This is a genomic window from Pseudomonas sp. PDM21, from assembly GCF_014852505.2.
In the GTDB taxonomy this organism is placed as follows: Bacteria; Pseudomonadota; Gammaproteobacteria; order Pseudomonadales; family Pseudomonadaceae; genus Pseudomonas.
In genome coordinates this window covers 4,340,780-4,354,946 of the sequence record NZ_CM181223.1, presented here as the reverse complement: position 1 = coordinate 4,354,946, position 14,167 = coordinate 4,340,780, and the positions used below count along the sequence as shown (strand labels likewise).

Here is a 14,167-nt window from a genome sequence, read left to right as displayed (position 1 = left end):
CTGGAGTCAGTTCTAGAGGTTTGTTTTCAGGCGCGAAATTGGAACTTGTATATAGCCGTTTTGTGTTTGGCAGGTCTTTGAATTAAAAGGAAAAACTAAAGGATTATGGCGACTTGCCAGGCGTTTTTAATACCTTGGATATAGCGCTTTTCGCACGATGGTTCCGTTTGGCGTTTTCCCGGTGCGTTCATTTGCCCTGGAAACGGCCTTCGCGGCGCTCGAGCATGGCGTTCAAACCCTCCTGCGCATCCTCGGTGGACAGCAGTTCGCTGGCCATCGCCGGCAACAGTCGCGCTGCCGCTTCCTCACCTTCGTCGAGACTGCGGCGCGCGGAAGCCAGGGTGGCGCGGATGCCCAGCGGCGCCTGGGCGGCGACCCGCTGGGCCAGCCACAGCGCACGGGGCATCAACTCTTCGGGCGCGGTGACTTCCTGAACCAGGCCGATGCGATACGCCTCGTGGGCGTCGAAGGGATCACCGGTGAGCAGCCAGCGCATCGCGTTTCCCCAGCCGGCCACCTGGTGCATGCGCAGGGTGGCGCCGCCGAAGGGGAAGATGCCGCGCTGCACTTCGAGCTGGGCGAAGCGCGCATTGCTGGCGCACAGGTTGATGTCGGCGGCGAGCATCAGTTCGATGCCCAGGGTGAAGCAGTAGCCCTGCGCGGCCACCAGCAGCGGCTTGGTCAGGCGCCGGCCGCCGAAGGTGCCCCACGGATCGGCGGAGCCCTCAGGCATGGTCCAGCCGGTGCGGAAGGTCTCGCCGATGTTGGCCAGGTCCAGGCCGGCGGTGAAGTGATCACCGTGGGCGAACACCAGGGCGCAGCGCAGGTCGTCGTCGCGCTCGTATTCGCCGAAGGCCTGCACCAACTGGGTAAGCATCTCCAGGTCGAAGGCGTTACGCTTGTCGACCCGGTTCAGGCCGAGCAGCAGGACGTGGTCATGACGTTCGACGGTGATGCGCGGTTCGCTGCTGGCGGTCATCGGCGGGCTCCGGTCAGGTGGCTTGCACGGTATAGCCGGCAGGGACGGGGTTGTCCACGGAATGACCGTTCGCCGGGCATGTTCCGAAAAGAAACACATTGGTCAGGTTTTTCCGGTATGATACGCGCCGGCCAAACGCTGGCCTCGTTTCGGATCCCGCATTCTCCCGCAGTTTCACACTCGGGCTATGTGTCCGCAGTGCGGACTTCCTTGACGCATTCTTCCAATCTTCATTTCGCAAATCCCCGCTTCCAGCTGCCTGGGTGACTTCACTGTCGTACAGGGCATGCGCAGCTCGGCTATTGGGTCTTTGCGGATGTACTTAGAGGCAAAACCCATGACCCAGGAAACCGCCGGCTTCGCCGCGCTCGGTCTTCACCCCAATGTTCTCGCTGCCATTGCCGCTGTCGGTTATGAAGAGCCGTCGCCGATCCAGGCCCAGTCGATCCCGGTGATCCTCGAAGGTCACGACATGATCGGCCAGGCCCAGACCGGTACCGGCAAGACCGCTGCCTTTGCGCTGCCGATGCTGTCGCAGATCGAGCCGAGCCGCCGCGTTCCGCAGGTGCTGGTACTGGTACCGACCCGCGAGCTGGCCCTGCAGGTTGCTACCGCTTTCGAAACCTATTCCAAGCAGATGCCGGGCGTCGGCGTCATTGCCGTCTACGGCGGCGCGCCCATGGGCCCGCAGCTGAAGGCCCTGCGCCAGGGCGCCCAGGTCGTGGTCGCCACTCCGGGCCGCCTGTGCGACCACCTGCGCCGCGACGAAAACCTGCTGTCCACCGTCAAGAGCTTGGTGCTCGACGAAGCAGACGAGATGCTCAAGCTCGGCTTCATGGATGACCTTGAAGTGATCTTCGAAGCCATGCCGTCCAGCCGCCAGAGCGTGCTGTTCTCCGCGACCCTGCCGGCCTCGATCCGCAGCATCGCCGAACGCCACCTGAAAGAACCCAAGCACGTCCGCATCGCTGCCAAGACCCAGACTGTCGCCCGCATCGAGCAGGCGCACCTGATGGTTCACGCCGACCAGAAGCCGGCCTCGATCCTGCGTCTGCTGGAAGTCGAGCAGTTCGACGCGCTGATCGGTTTCGTCCGCACCAAGCAGGCCACCCTGGACATCGCCGAGCTGCTCGAGCGCCAGGGCTACCGTGCCGCCGCGCTGAACGGCGACATGCCGCAGGCCCAGCGTGAGCGTGTGATCGAGTCCCTGAAGGATGGCTCGCTGGACATCGTCATCGCCACCGACGTCGCCGCCCGCGGCCTCGACGTGGCGCGCATCACCCACGTACTGAACGTGGACATGCCCTACGATCCGGAATCCTATGTACACCGTATCGGCCGTACCGGCCGTGCCGGTCGTGAAGGCCGTGCCCTGCTGCTGGTGACTCCGCGTGAGCGCCGCATGCTGCAGGTGATCGAGCGTGTGACCGGGCAGAAGGTTGGCGAAGTTCGCCTGCCGGACGCTGAAACCGTCCTCGAAGCGCGCCTGAACCGCTTGGCCACCGGCCTGCAACCGTTGCTGGCCAACGCCGTTGCCAGCCGTGGCGCCGTGCGTGACGAGCTGTGCCGTCGCCTGGGTACCGACATGGACACCCTGGCCGCCGTACTGCTGGCCAAGCTGACCGAAGGCAAGGCGCTGGACCTGGAATCGGTCCGCCGCGAACAGCCGCTGACCCCGGCCGCCCCGCGTGAGCGCAGCGACCGTTACGAGCGCAGTGAGCGTGGCGATCGCCCCGAGCGCGGCGACCGTCCGGAGCGCAGCGGCGCGCCGCGCACCATGGCTCCGCCGTCGGAAGGTAAGGCCCGCTGCCGTACCGCCCTGGGCGCCCGTGACGGCGTGCAGGCGAAGAACCTGCTGGGCGCCATCCTCAACGAGGGCGGCCTGTCCCGCGAGGCCATCGGCCGCATCCAGATCCGCGAGACCTTCAGCCTGATCGAGCTGCCGGAAGAGAACCTCGACCGTCTGCTGACCAAGCTCAAGGACACCCGCGTCGCTGGCAAGGCACTGCGTCTGCGTCGTTACCGCGAAGACTGATTCGTCAGTCCCCGCGCATGAAAAAGCCCCGCCATTGGCGGGGCTTTTTCGTTTCCGGTCCTGGACGGCTTCCCCTGCAGGGGTGGCTGCTTCAGCCGAAGCGATAGATATCCATTCCCAGCGCGCCGAGGGTGAAGCCGGCGTGCTCCACCGTCATCGCCGAGCCGCCGGCGCCACGGGCGAAGTACAGCGGCAACAGGTGCTCGTCGCGCGGGTGGTTGCGCGCTGCGTGCGGCGCCTGCTGGCGGTAGTCGAACAGGGCGGCTTCGTCATCGGCTTCCAGGTGCTGCACCATCCAGTCGCGGAAGGCCTTGGCCCACGGTGTGATGACTTCCGGGCCGGCGTGCCAGTCCAGTTCGCCCAGGTTGTGGGTGATGCTGCCCGAACCGATCAGCAGGATGCCTTCCTCGCGCAGCGCACGCAGGGCCGCGCCGATACGGTGCTGCATGGACGCGCCGAGGCGGCTGGGCAGGGACAGCTGGACCACGGGGATGTCGGCGCCCGGGTACATCAGGCTCAGCGGCACCCAGGCACCGTGGTCCAGCGGGCGCTCGGAGTCGAGGGTGGCCGGCAGGCCGTCCTCGGCCAGCAGCTCGACGACGCGCTGGGCCAGTTCCGGCGAGCCGGCGGCGGGGTACTGCACGGCATAGAGCTCGGGCGGGAAGCCGTAGAAGTCGTGCCAGGTCTCCGGCTTGGGCGATGCGGTGATGCGCAGGTCCGGGGTTTCCCAGTGGGCGGAGACCACCAGGATGGCTTTCGGACGTGGCAGCTCGCGGGCCAGGCGCTTCAGGGGCGCATCGCTGGCGCCGGGGTCCAGGGCTAACATGGGGGAGCCGTGGGAGATGAACAGGGCAGGGAGCATGGCGAACCTCGCTACTTGAATGGCTCTATGTTCACGCGGGTAAAGATCGAAATCCAGTATAGGTTTTTGACAGTAATGATCGTTTTTGTAGATTGTTCTGTCTGTGGCTATTCCCTTGAGGCGCATCGCTGTAGAAGTGCCAACTCGGTTGCAGAGTGATGGAGGCAGTCGCCTTAGCGCGCTTTGGCAGGATGTCAGTCGGACGATGCGTTAGAGTTTGCGGAAATTTCCGAAGCGAATGGCGAATTCGGCTATGCAACAAATTGAACAAGTCCTGGTGCTCGAGAGCGGCGACTGCCTCCATCTGGAGGACGGCACCGAGATCTGCGTGCAGCGGGTCCGTGGTAACCAGGTGCGGCTGAAGATCCTCGAAGCCGGCGAGCGTCAGCGCGAGCGGCGCGGTGCCTGGTGGCGCTGGCTGTTACCGCGCGTGATGCGCAGTGTTTGAACGGGTGACCTATGCAGCATGAATTCTGGCAGTCGCGCTGGGCGCGCAATGAAATCGGCTTCCACCAGCAATCGGTGAACCCCGGTCTGCAACGGCACTGGCCGAATCTGGAGTTGCCCGAGGAATCGCAGGTGCTGGTGCCGCTGTGTGGCAAGAGCCTGGACATGCTCTGGCTGGCGCAATGGGGGTACCGCGTGCTGGGTGTCGAATTGGCTGAGCGAGCCGCCGTCGACTTCTTCGCCGAACTGGGCGTTACGCCGCAGGTCACCGGGGAGGGCGCGCTGCGGCGCTATAGTTACGAGCGCCTGGAGATTCTCCAGGGGGATTTCTTCGACGTCACGGCCGAGCAGGTGGTCGAGTGCAGTGGCCTTTACGACCGCGCGGCGCTGATCGCTCTGCCGCCGGATCTGCGTGCCGACTACGTGGCGCACCTGCAGCGCATCCTGCCGCAACAGGCGCGCGGGCTGGTGGTCAGCCTGGAATACCCCCAGGCCGAGATGGATGGCCCGCCGTTCGCCGTGCTGGCGGATGAAGTGCGTGGGCTCTTCGTCGAGGGCTGGGAAGTGGCGGAAGTGGAGCGTCTGGACGTGTTGGCGGAAAACCCGAAGTTCCTCAAGCGCGGCGTCAGCCATCTGGATGAAGTGGTGTTCGCGCTGCGACGTGGCTGAATCGACGGTATGAAAAAAGGCGACCCGAGGGTCGCCTTTTTTATCGTTCCGAAACTCAGCGGCCAGCGGCGCGCAGGGCTTCGATACGGTCTTCCAGCGGCGGGTGGCTCATGAACAGGCCAGCCAGGCCGTGTTTGAGGTTGCCGTTGATGCCGAAGGCCTGCAGCGTGTCGGGCATCTGCACCGGCACACCCTGTTCGGCGCGCAGGCGTTGCAGGGCGGCGATCATCGCGCCGGTGCTGGCCAGGCGGGCGCCGGCCTCGTCCGCGCGGTATTCGCGTTTGCGCGAGAACCACATGACGATGATGCTGGCGAGGATGCCCAGGACCAGCTCGGCGAAGATGGTCGCGACGAAGTAGCCGATACCCGGGCCGTCTTCGTTCTTCAGGATCGCCTTGTCGACGAAGTTGCCGAAGATGCGTGCGAAGAACATCACGAAGGTGTTCACCACGCCCTGGATCAGTGCCAGGGTGACCATGTCGCCGTTGGCCACGTGGCCGATCTCGTGGGCCAGCACGGCTTTCACTTCTTCAGGCGAGAAGCGCTCGAGCAGGCCCTGGCTGACCGCGACCAGTGCGTCGTTACGGTTCCAGCCGGTGGCGAAGGCGTTGGCCTCGTAGGCGGGGAAGATGCCTACTTCCGGCATCTTGATGCCAGCCTCGCGGGACAGCTCTTCCACGGTCTGCAGCAGCCACTGTTCGTGGCGGGTGCGCGGCTGGCTGATGATCTCGGTGCCGGTGCTCATCTTCGCCATCCACTTGGAGATGAACAGCGAAACCAGGGAGCCGGCGAAGCCGAAGACGGCGCAGAAAATCAGAAGGCTACCGTAATTCTGGCCGGTGAAACGGTCCACGCCGAGCAGTTTCAGGGTGATGCTGGCGATCACCAGAACAGCCAGGTTGGTGGCCAGGAACAACAGGATGCGCATCATGGCGTAAAGCTTCTCCTCACGGTGACATTGGCGAAAGCCGCAGTGGGTCGCGGCTTTCCGGATCGCCGGGCACAGGCAGGCACGGGATCGCTGAATAGTATGCGGGGTATATACGGTTGGCCCCCAGGCGATTCAACTCGGGGACTATTTCAACTTGTGTCGCCTGCCCGTGTTACGGGCGCCCCGGGTCGCTCTCGAAGAGTAGACGGGTCAGCCGCGCGACGCGTTCTCCGTGCCGGGCGGCCAGTGCCTCGCGCAACTGGTTGGCCAGCGTGGCCTGGTCGCGGCGCACGCTGGGCGGCAGTTCCTCGCCGTCGCGCACGGCATGGGGGACGATGCGGGTCAGGCGCATGAAGGCCTTTTCGCTGAGCACCGCCTGGTCCAGCGCCTCGTAGCGAATGGTGGTCTCGAAGCGCAGATAACCTTCATCGGCCAGCCACAGCAGCGCACCCAGGCAACTCTGGTGGCGGGTGCTGGGCAGGCCGAACTCGTCGGGCTCCTCCCGGCCGATCAGGTCCTCCACATAGAGGGCGATCTTGCGCGGGAAGGCCTGGTAGAGAGTCAGCAGGCCGGAAGCGGCATCCTTGTAGAAGTCGTCGATCTGCAGGTCCATTTATGCGCTGGGCTTCACTGGCGATGAGTTATTGGCGATAGGTTTTCAGGAAGTTGCCGATGCGTCCGATGGCCTGTTCCAGGTCATCGACTCGCGGCAGGGTAACCACCCTGAAGTGATCCGGCCAGGGCCAGTTGAAAGCGGTGCCCTGAACGATGAGCAACTTCTCGGAAAGCAGCAGGTCGAGGACGAATTTCTCGTCGTTGTGGATCGGGCAGACCTTCGGGTCGATGCGCGGGAAGGCATAGAGCGCGCCCATGGGCTTCACGCAGCTGACGCCGGGAATGTCGTTGAGCAGTTCCCAGGCGCGGTTGCGCTGTTCCAGCAGGCGCCCACCCGGCAGGACCAGGTCGTTGATGCTCTGGTAGCCGCCCAAGGCGGTCTGGATGGCGTGCTGGCTCGGCACGTTGGCGCACAGGCGCATGTTGGCCAGGATATCCAGGCCTTCGATGTAGCTCTGCGCCTTGTGTTTCGGGCCGGAAATGGCGATCCAGCCGGAGCGGAAGCCCGCCACGCGGTAGGACTTGGACAGGCCGTTGAAGGTCAGGCAGAGCACGTCCGGCGCCAGGGAGGCGGTGGAGATGTGCTGGGCCTCGTCGTAGAGGATCTTGTCGTAGATCTCGTCGGAGAAGATCACCAGGTTGTGCTGGCGCGCCAGTTCGACGATGTCCAGCAGCACTTCCCTGGAGTAGACCGCGCCGGTGGGGTTGTTCGGGTTGATCAGCACCAGGGCCTTGGTGTTGCTGGTGATCTTCGCCTTCATGTCGGCGACGTCGGGGAACCAGCCGGCCTGCTCGTCGCACAGGTAGTGCACCGGCTTGCCGCCGGAGAGGGCGACGGAGGCGGTCCACAGCGGGTAGTCGGGCGCCGGGATCAGCACCTCGTCACCATTGTTGAGCAGCGCCTGCAGGGCCATGACGATCAGCTCGGACACGCCGTTGCCCAGGTAGATGTCCTCGATGCCGACGCCTTCCACCTGCTTCTGCTGGTAGTACTGCATCACCGCCTTGCGCGCGCTGAACAGGCCCTTGGAGTCGCTGTAGCCCTGGGCGGTCGGCAGGTTGCGGATGACGTCCTGGAGGATTTCGTCCGGCGCCTCGAAACCGAACGGCGCCGGGTTGCCGATGTTCAGCTTGAGGATGCGGTGGCCTTCCTCTTCCAGGCGCTTGGCGTGCTTGAGCACGGGCCCGCGAATGTCGTAGCAGACGTTGGCGAGCTTGTTCGATTTGGTGACCTGCATGATCTGGGATTCCGAAATAGTCCGCGGCCGGCGACTTGGCAGGCTGTAACGCGGGTGACAGACTGGCGTCAAATGATCGGTTCGGAAGTGCTTTTCCCTGGTATCGACCCTGAAAATCGACAGGAAAACAGTGGAATTCTCGAAAAATTAGAGTTTTTAAGGCTTTTATATCGCGAGAATGTCTCTGTGCGGCAGATTCTGAACCTGATGTTAACCACGCGCATCATACGTGCGGCCCGATTCCCGGAAAAGGAGGCATCGGGCATTTTTTCCATTAATGGAGGCAGATCGATGGAAAAGCTGGAAAAGCCCCTGGATTCCTGGCGTGACGAACTCACCGACGAGCAGTTCCATGTCTGCCGCCTGGGCGGCACCGAACGCGCCTTCACCGGTGAGTACCACGACACCAAGACTCCCGGTATCTACCACTGCGTGTGCTGCGGCACCGCGCTGTTCGACTCCGACGCCAAATATGATTCGGGCAGCGGCTGGCCGAGCTACTTCCAGCCGGTGAACGGCGAGGTGGTCAAGGAGCTGGAAGACTTCAGCCACGGCATGCACCGCATCGAAGTGCGCTGCGGCAAGTGCGACGCGCACCTGGGTCATGTCTTCCCTGATGGGCCGCGGCCGACCGGGCTGCGCTACTGCATCAACTCGGCATCCTTGAAGCTGGTGCCCAAGGAGTGACCCCAAGGCCCGCCACCGAGCGGGCCTTTCTTTTGGGCGTTCACCTGTAGGAAGCATGATTCCTCGCTATTTCAGTGGGTGATTCGTGATCAATTGAATTGCGTGCAATTTAATTGATAACTATTCTTGGGGTTCCCACTTTCCCCCGGAGCCATGCCCCATGAGCGACGCACTGCTGAACATTCCCGTGACCACCATCAAGGGCGAACAGAAGACCCTCGCCGACTTCGGTGGCAAGGCCCTGCTGGTAGTGAACACCGCCAGCCAGTGCGGCTTCACCCCGCAGTACAAGGGGCTGGAAAAGCTCTGGAAGCAGTACAAGGACAGGGGCCTGGTGGTGCTCGGCTTCCCCTGCAACCAGTTCGGCAAGCAGGAGCCGGGCAACGAAGGCGAGATCACCCAGTTCTGCGAGCTGAACTTCGGCGTGAGCTTCCCGCTGTTCAAGAAGATCGACGTCAACGGCGCCGCGGCCCACCCGCTCTATGTACAGCTGAAGAAGCGCGCTCCCGGCCTGCTGGGCAGCCAGGGCATCAAGTGGAACTTCACCAAGTTCCTGATCGGCCAGGACGGCCAGCTGGTCAAGCGTTTCGCCCCGACCACCAAGCCCGAGCAACTGTCCGCCGAGATCGAAGCGCTGCTGTGATGAAAGACGCTGTATCCCTGCCGGCCGAACTGCAACTGGACAGCCAGCTGTGCTTCCGCCTGTACGCCGTGTCCCGCGCGGTGATCCGTGGCTACCGGCCGATGCTCGAGGCGCTCGGCCTGACCTACCCGCAGTACCTGGCCATGCTGGTGCTCTGGGAGTGGCAGGCCGAACCGCCGCAGCAGCCGTCGGTGAAGGCGCTCGGCGAGCGCCTGATGCTCGATTCCGGCACCCTCACGCCACTGCTCAAGCGCCTGGAGCAGCTGGGCCTGGTGCAGCGCCGCCGTGCGCAGCATGACGAGCGTGAAGTGCACCTGGGGCTGACGGCAGAAGGGGTGGCATTACGCGAGAAGGTGCTGCCGCTGCGAGAGGAGTTGCTCTGCCGAAGCGGCATCGACCTGAGCGTCACTGACGGCCTGCGCGAGCAGCTGGACAGCCTGCTGCTGCAGTTGTCGAAACTGGACGCCTGACTCAGTTGCGCGGCCGTGGCCCCGCCCAGCGTTCGAGGAGGGCCGCCAGCTCGTCGCGGTGAAAGGGCTTGGCCAGGTAATCGTCCATGCCGGCGGCGCGGCAGCGCTCGCGTTCCTCCGGCAGGGCGTTGGCGGTCAGGGCAACCACCGGCAGGTTCGGCCAGCGGCCACTCTCGCGGATTTCACGGGTGGCCTGGTAGCCGTCCATCACCGGCATGTTGCAGTCCATCAGTACCAGGTCGAACTCGGCGCCATCGAGCTGCTTCAGCGCCTCCTCGCCATTGATGGCGATGCCGACCTGGCAGCCCAGTTTCTGCAACAGGCCGCGTGCGACCAGCTGGTTGACGGGGTTGTCTTCCACCAGCAGCACGCGGGCGGAGAATTGCTCCTGCGAGGTGGCGCCAGTCGTCTTCGATGAGGGCGACGGCTGGTGCTCGAAGGCCTGCTTCAGTGCCTGGTAGAGCACTGCGCGCGACAGTGGCCGCGCCAGTTGCCGCAGCGGGGCGAGGCGCTGGGCCAGCTCGGGGTCGAGGAAGTTGCCGTAGGCCGTGACCAACAGCACCGGCTTGGCGACGTTCTGGCGCAGCACGACCAGGCAGTCCGGGCAGTCCGAGAGCAGCGCGTCCAGCTCCACGCCGGCGAGGCTTTCGTCAATGTCCAGGCGCTGGTAGTCCACGCCCCATTCCGCCAGCCAGTTCTGCAGCAGCGCGGCGAGCCCGCTGCTGGCGGCGCACTGCACGACAAGCTTGCCGTTAAGGTTCGCCAACGGTTGCGCGGGCTCCAGTGTCTGCAGGGGCAGGGTGACGATGAACTCGCTGCCCAGGCCTGGCTCTGAGGTGACGCTCAGCTGGCCCTTCATCGCCTCACAGAGCTTGCGCGTCAGCGCCAGGCCCAGCCCGGTGCCGCCGTACTGGCGGGCGATGCCGGCGTCGGCCTGGGTGAAGGGCTGGAAAATCTTCTGCAGGGCCTCGGGTGCCACGCCGATACCGGTGTCGCGCACGCTGATGCGGACGCCTTGTTGCAGGGATTCGGCTCCCAGCGGCTCGACGCGCACATCGACGCGGCCGAAGCGGGTGAACTTGAGGGCGTTGGACAGCAGATTGCTGACCACCTGGCGCACCCGCGTCGGGTCGCCGGAGAGTTGCGCCGGCAGTTGCGGGCTGATCAGGCAGGTAAGTTCCACTGCAGGGCCGGCGTTCTGCGACAGCAGACTGGCGGTGTCTTCCACCAGGGTGCCGAGGTCGAAGGGAATCTGCTCCAGCTCCAGTTGGCCGGCCTCGAACTTGGAGAGGTCGAGTACGTCGTTGAGCAGCTCCACCAGCACCTTGCCCGAGTCGTGGGCGATGGACAGCTGCTGGTGTTGTTCGGCGGTCAGCGGGCCGTCCAGCGCCAGGCCGAGCATGCCCAGCAGGCCGTTGAGCGGGGTGCGGATCTCGTGGCTCATGTTGGCCAGGAAGTTGCCGCGCGCCTGGGCCATGGCCAGGGCGGTCTGCCGCGCCTGTTCCAGTTCCTGGTTGGACAGCGTCAGGCGTGCGTTGGCCGCCTTCAGTTCAGCGGTACGCGCGGCGACGATGCTTTCCAGTTCTTCCAGGTACTGGGTCAGGCGGTCTTCGGCTTCGCGGCGCTGCTCCATCTCCACCGAGATGCGATTGAGCTGGCGGTTGGTGACCTCCACCAGCACGCCGATCTCGTCGCGCTCATGCCCGCGTGGGCAAGGCAGACGCAGGCGCGAGGGCGAGCGCGGGTCGTGGCGGGAGAGGGCATCGATCAGGCTCACCAGCGGCTTGGTCAGCAGCGCGTAGAAGAGCACCAGCAGGATCAGCGAGAGCATCAGGCTGCGCACGAAGCCGGAGAGGAAGGTCATCCCGGCGCGGCGCAGGAAGTCGTTGCCGAAGACGAAGGTGTCGATCTCCAGGCGCAGCACGCCAAGGGATTCGGCCGGTGCGTGCTCGACGAAAAGTGGTTCCTCGTAGGAGCGCTGCTCGCCGAAGAGGAAGTCGCTGAGACCGCGCAGGTGGCTTTCCGCTGGCGGCCGGTCGGCGCTGGCCAGGGGCACGTTGGCGTTGTCGATGATCTCGGCGCGGATCACCGCGGGCGAACGCAGCAGGCCCACGACCAGTTCCTGGGCCAGTTCGGCGTCGATGTTGTAGGCAATGCGCGCGGCGGGGTTGTGGCTGACGTCCAGCAGGGCGCGCACTTCGCGGTTGATGGAGGCGTCCTGGCTGGCATAATCGACGCCTACCTGGATGAGGCTGAGCAAGGTGCCCAGGATGAACGCCACCAGCACTGTCAGGCTGGCCTGCTTGAACGAGAGGCGATGTGTAAGCGCAATATCCATGGTTGCGGAGCGTCGCCTCGCAGAAGCTTTCCTGCGGCGTAGCATAGCCCATCGGAACCGTCTGTCGGGATAGCCCGAAGGCGAAGAAATTCCCGAGCATGCGCCCGGAGATTTTCCCCTGTAGAGCCTGGAGACTCACGTGGATTCCCGTCTGAACGATTTTCTCGCCCGCGCCGAAACGCTGATGGCGCGCCTGGAACCGTTGCTGCCCGCGGTCCGCGAAACAGTGGATTGGCAGCACAGCCTGGCGGCGCGCTGGCACCGTGACGGCCGCAGCGGCTACCTGCAGCCGCTGAAGGTCAGTCTCGACCTGCGCTTGGCCGACCTGCTGGGTGTCGACCGGCAGCGCGAGCAACTGGCGCGCAACACGCGGCAATTCGTGGCCGGCCAGCCGGCCAACCACGCGTTACTGTGGGGCGCCCGTGGCACCGGCAAATCCTCTCTGGTGCGCGCGTTGCTGGCGGAGCTGGCCGGCGAGGGGTTGCGCCTGATCGAGATCGAGCGCGACCACCTCGCCGACCTGCCGCGTGTGGTCGAGCTGATCCAGGGGCTGCCGCAGCGCTTCGTGCTGTTCTGCGACGACCTGTCGTTCGACGCGGGTGAGGGCGATTTCCGCATCCTCAAGAGCGTGCTCGACGGCTCGCTGGAGCAGGCCCCGGACAACGTGCTGCTCTACGCCACTTCGAACCGGCGCCATCTGGTATCGGAAAAACAGAGCGACAACGAGAACTGGAAGATGGTCGACGGCGAGTTGCACCCCAACGAGGCCGTCGAAGACAAGATCGCCCTGTCCGACCGCTTCGGCCTGTGGCTGTCCTTCTATCCCTTCACCCAGGAGCACTTCCTCAGCGTGGTACGCCACTGGGTCGAAGTGCTCGCGCAGAAGTCCGGGCTCGCCGCCTGGGCCTGGGACGAGGAGCTGGAGAAGGAAGCCATCCGCTGGGCGCTCGGACGCGGCAACCGGAATGGCCGCTGTGCCTATCAATTCGCCCGCTACTGGGTGGGCCGACAATTGCTGGAAGGAGACACTCCATGATCGATCTGCAACAGGCCGGCGCCGGCCTTGGCGGCTATGCGCTGCTGGCCGCGCAGGCGGAGTCGCTGTTCGCCGACGAGCGCGACTTCATTGCCAACGCCTCGCAGTTTTCCGCGTTCCTGTTCAATGAGTTGCCGGACCTGAACTGGGCCGGCTTTTACCTGAACCGCAACGAAGAGCTGGTGCTCGGCCCGTTCCAGGGCAAGGTCGCCTGTGTCCGCATTCCGTTCAGCAAGGGTGTGTGCGGCGCTGCGGCACGTACCCGTGAAACCCAGCGTGTGGAAGACGTGCACGCCTTCCCCGGCCACATCGCCTGCGACAGCGCCTCCAACAGCGAACTCGTGGTGCCGCTGGTGAAGGACGGTCGGCTGATCGGCGTGCTGGACCTGGACAGCCCGTCGGTCGGCCGTTTCAGTGCGGAAGATCAGGCCGGTATCGAGCGCCTGGTGGAGATTTTCCTGCGCCTTTCTGACTGCTGATGGTTCGCGGGTAACAAAAAGCCCCGCCCGGGCGGGGCTTTTTCATTGCAGGCGTCGCTTCAGCGCTTAGCCATGATCTTGGCGATGATCTGCAGCTCGCCCTGGACGATCTCGGCCAGGGCAGGGCGGGCCAGGGTGCGCTCGAAGTGCGCGGCCAGCTTTGGCCAGTGCTGGGCGTCCAGCTCTTCCTCGCCGTGACGCAGGTTCACCAGCTGGCAGGCGATAGCGATGTCGGCGAGGCTGAAGCGGTCATCGACGAACCACTGCTGTTCGCCCAGGCACTTCTCCAGGTAATCGAAGTGCTCCGGGAGCTTCTCCTGCATGGCGCCTTTCACCGCCACTTCATCGCAGACCTTGCCCATCAGCGGCTTGAGCAGACGGTTGCGGAACACGGTGAAGGTGGTCAGCGGGGCCAGCTCGTAGTCGGCGTATTTTTCCAGCCAGTTGATCCGCGCGCGGGCCTCGGCGCTTGTGCCGCACAGCGGGGTGCGCTGCGGGTCGCGGTCTTCCAGGTAGTGGCAGATGACGCTGGAGTCGGCGAGGGTGAAGTCACCGTCGCGGATCGCCGGCACGCGGCGCAGCGGGTTCAGTTCGCGGTACCAGTCCGGCTGGTTGAACGGGTTGACGTTCTCCAGCTGGTAGTCGAGGCCTTTTTCGGCGGCGAACAGGCGGACTTTGCGGACGAAGGGGGACAGCGGGGCGCCGAAGACGACGAGGCTCATGCAAGGCTCCTGGGGC

General features: G+C 64.7%; 15 protein-coding genes. 8 read left to right on the top strand and 7 right to left on the bottom strand.

Going from position 1 to position 14,167, the window contains the following annotated elements; all coding sequences use genetic code 11:
- Positions 1 to 187 precede the first annotated feature (187 nt).
- Positions 188 to 979, bottom strand: a complete 792-nt coding sequence (locus IB275_RS19865) for a crotonase/enoyl-CoA hydratase family protein (protein WP_192295024.1) — start codon at positions 977 to 979, stop codon at positions 188 to 190.
- Between the two features lie 337 nt (positions 980 to 1,316).
- On the opposite strand from IB275_RS19865, the gene IB275_RS19860 reads away from it, so the two are divergent.
- Positions 1,317 to 3,014, top strand: a complete 1,698-nt coding sequence (locus IB275_RS19860) for a DEAD/DEAH box helicase (RefSeq protein WP_081518633.1) — start codon at positions 1,317 to 1,319, stop codon at positions 3,012 to 3,014.
- Between the two features lie 91 nt (positions 3,015 to 3,105).
- Here the strand turns inward: IB275_RS19860 and IB275_RS19855 are convergent, their stop codons facing one another.
- Positions 3,106 to 3,876, bottom strand: coding sequence for a DODA-type extradiol aromatic ring-opening family dioxygenase (locus tag IB275_RS19855; RefSeq protein WP_192295023.1), 771 nt, complete (start codon positions 3,874 to 3,876; stop codon positions 3,106 to 3,108).
- A gap of 253 nt (positions 3,877 to 4,129) precedes the next feature.
- On the opposite strand from IB275_RS19855, the gene IB275_RS19850 reads away from it, so the two are divergent.
- Complete coding sequence (locus IB275_RS19850; RefSeq protein WP_192295022.1) at positions 4,130 to 4,324, top strand: hypothetical protein; 195 nt, start codon at positions 4,130 to 4,132, stop codon at positions 4,322 to 4,324.
- An 11-nt stretch (positions 4,325 to 4,335) separates the two neighbouring features.
- Positions 4,336 to 4,992, top strand: coding sequence for a thiopurine S-methyltransferase (locus tag IB275_RS19845; protein ID WP_192295021.1), 657 nt, complete (start codon positions 4,336 to 4,338; stop codon positions 4,990 to 4,992).
- A 55-nt stretch (positions 4,993 to 5,047) separates the two neighbouring features.
- On the opposite strand, the gene htpX is transcribed toward IB275_RS19845, so the two are convergent.
- From htpX to IB275_RS19830, 3 genes are all read right to left on the bottom strand, one after another.
- On the bottom strand, positions 5,048 to 5,923 hold the full coding sequence (htpX, locus tag IB275_RS19840; RefSeq protein ID WP_081518629.1) for a protease HtpX: 876 nt from the start codon (positions 5,921 to 5,923) through the stop codon (positions 5,048 to 5,050).
- 172 nt (positions 5,924 to 6,095) lie between these two features.
- The gene (locus tag IB275_RS19835; protein ID WP_192295020.1) at positions 6,096 to 6,536 is read right to left on the bottom strand and encodes a hypothetical protein; all 441 of its coding nucleotides are present in this window, start codon (positions 6,534 to 6,536) and stop codon (positions 6,096 to 6,098) included.
- 28 nt (positions 6,537 to 6,564) lie between these two features.
- The gene (locus IB275_RS19830) at positions 6,565 to 7,776 is read right to left on the bottom strand and encodes a pyridoxal phosphate-dependent aminotransferase (protein ID WP_081518627.1); all 1,212 of its coding nucleotides are present in this window, start codon (positions 7,774 to 7,776) and stop codon (positions 6,565 to 6,567) included.
- Between the two features lie 291 nt (positions 7,777 to 8,067).
- On the opposite strand from IB275_RS19830, the gene msrB reads away from it, so the two are divergent.
- From msrB to IB275_RS19815, 3 genes are all read left to right on the top strand, one after another.
- Complete coding sequence (gene msrB / locus IB275_RS19825; protein ID WP_081518626.1) at positions 8,068 to 8,463, top strand: peptide-methionine (R)-S-oxide reductase MsrB; 396 nt, start codon at positions 8,068 to 8,070, stop codon at positions 8,461 to 8,463.
- Between the two features lie 160 nt (positions 8,464 to 8,623).
- On the top strand, positions 8,624 to 9,106 hold the full coding sequence (locus tag IB275_RS19820; protein ID WP_192295019.1) for a glutathione peroxidase: 483 nt from the start codon (positions 8,624 to 8,626) through the stop codon (positions 9,104 to 9,106).
- Positions 9,106 to 9,576 carry a MarR family winged helix-turn-helix transcriptional regulator gene (locus IB275_RS19815; RefSeq protein ID WP_192295018.1) on the top strand — a complete coding sequence of 157 codons (471 nt, stop codon included), beginning with the start codon at positions 9,106 to 9,108 and terminating at the stop codon, positions 9,574 to 9,576. The genes IB275_RS19820 and IB275_RS19815 overlap by 1 nt, the downstream gene beginning before the upstream one ends.
- 1 nt (position 9,577) lies before the next feature.
- On the opposite strand, the gene IB275_RS19810 is transcribed toward IB275_RS19815, so the two are convergent.
- The gene (locus tag IB275_RS19810; RefSeq protein WP_412548202.1) at positions 9,578 to 11,959 is read right to left on the bottom strand and encodes an ATP-binding protein; all 2,382 of its coding nucleotides are present in this window, start codon (positions 11,957 to 11,959) and stop codon (positions 9,578 to 9,580) included.
- Between the two features lie 94 nt (positions 11,960 to 12,053).
- Between IB275_RS19810 and IB275_RS19805 the strand changes: the two genes are divergently transcribed.
- Together IB275_RS19805 and IB275_RS19800 are read left to right on the top strand one after the other, a co-directional pair.
- Positions 12,054 to 12,950 (top strand): ATP-binding protein, encoded by an 897-nt coding sequence (locus tag IB275_RS19805; protein ID WP_192295016.1) that lies wholly within the window; start codon positions 12,054 to 12,056, stop codon positions 12,948 to 12,950.
- Positions 12,947 to 13,429 carry a free L-methionine (R)-S-oxide reductase MsrC gene (locus tag IB275_RS19800; protein WP_081518621.1) on the top strand — a complete coding sequence of 161 codons (483 nt, stop codon included), beginning with the start codon at positions 12,947 to 12,949 and terminating at the stop codon, positions 13,427 to 13,429. Before IB275_RS19805 ends, IB275_RS19800 begins: the two co-directional genes overlap by 4 nt.
- 59 nt (positions 13,430 to 13,488) lie before the next feature.
- Here IB275_RS19800 and IB275_RS19795 read toward each other — a convergent pair whose 3' ends face one another.
- Positions 13,489 to 14,151, bottom strand: coding sequence for a glutathione S-transferase family protein (locus IB275_RS19795; RefSeq protein WP_192295015.1), 663 nt, complete (start codon positions 14,149 to 14,151; stop codon positions 13,489 to 13,491).
- Positions 14,152 to 14,167: the final 16 nt, after the last annotated feature.

Bases quoted from the DNA above. Each gene is read 5' to 3' on its own strand.
- IB275_RS19865 (WP_192295024.1), bottom strand. From the start codon at position 979: ATGACCGCCAGCAGCGAACCGCGCATCACCGTCGAACGTCATGACCAC.
- IB275_RS19860 (WP_081518633.1), top strand. From the start codon at position 1,317: ATGACCCAGGAAACCGCCGGCTTCGCCGCGCTCGGTCTTCACCCCAAT.
- IB275_RS19855 (WP_192295023.1), bottom strand. From the start codon at position 3,876: ATGCTCCCTGCCCTGTTCATCTCCCACGGCTCCCCCATGTTAGCCCTG.
- IB275_RS19850 (WP_192295022.1), top strand. From the start codon at position 4,130: ATGCAACAAATTGAACAAGTCCTGGTGCTCGAGAGCGGCGACTGCCTC.
- IB275_RS19845 (WP_192295021.1), top strand. From the start codon at position 4,336: ATGCAGCATGAATTCTGGCAGTCGCGCTGGGCGCGCAATGAAATCGGC.
- htpX (WP_081518629.1), bottom strand. From the start codon at position 5,923: ATGATGCGCATCCTGTTGTTCCTGGCCACCAACCTGGCTGTTCTGGTG.
- IB275_RS19835 (WP_192295020.1), bottom strand. From the start codon at position 6,536: ATGGACCTGCAGATCGACGACTTCTACAAGGATGCCGCTTCCGGCCTG.
- IB275_RS19830 (WP_081518627.1), bottom strand. From the start codon at position 7,776: ATGCAGGTCACCAAATCGAACAAGCTCGCCAACGTCTGCTACGACATT.
- msrB (WP_081518626.1), top strand. From the start codon at position 8,068: ATGGAAAAGCTGGAAAAGCCCCTGGATTCCTGGCGTGACGAACTCACC.
- IB275_RS19820 (WP_192295019.1), top strand. From the start codon at position 8,624: ATGAGCGACGCACTGCTGAACATTCCCGTGACCACCATCAAGGGCGAA.
- IB275_RS19815 (WP_192295018.1), top strand. From the start codon at position 9,106: ATGAAAGACGCTGTATCCCTGCCGGCCGAACTGCAACTGGACAGCCAG.
- IB275_RS19810 (WP_412548202.1), bottom strand. From the start codon at position 11,959: ATGCTACGCCGCAGGAAAGCTTCTGCGAGGCGACGCTCCGCAACCATG.
- IB275_RS19800 (WP_081518621.1), top strand. From the start codon at position 12,947: ATGATCGATCTGCAACAGGCCGGCGCCGGCCTTGGCGGCTATGCGCTG.
- IB275_RS19795 (WP_192295015.1), bottom strand. From the start codon at position 14,151: ATGAGCCTCGTCGTCTTCGGCGCCCCGCTGTCCCCCTTCGTCCGCAAA.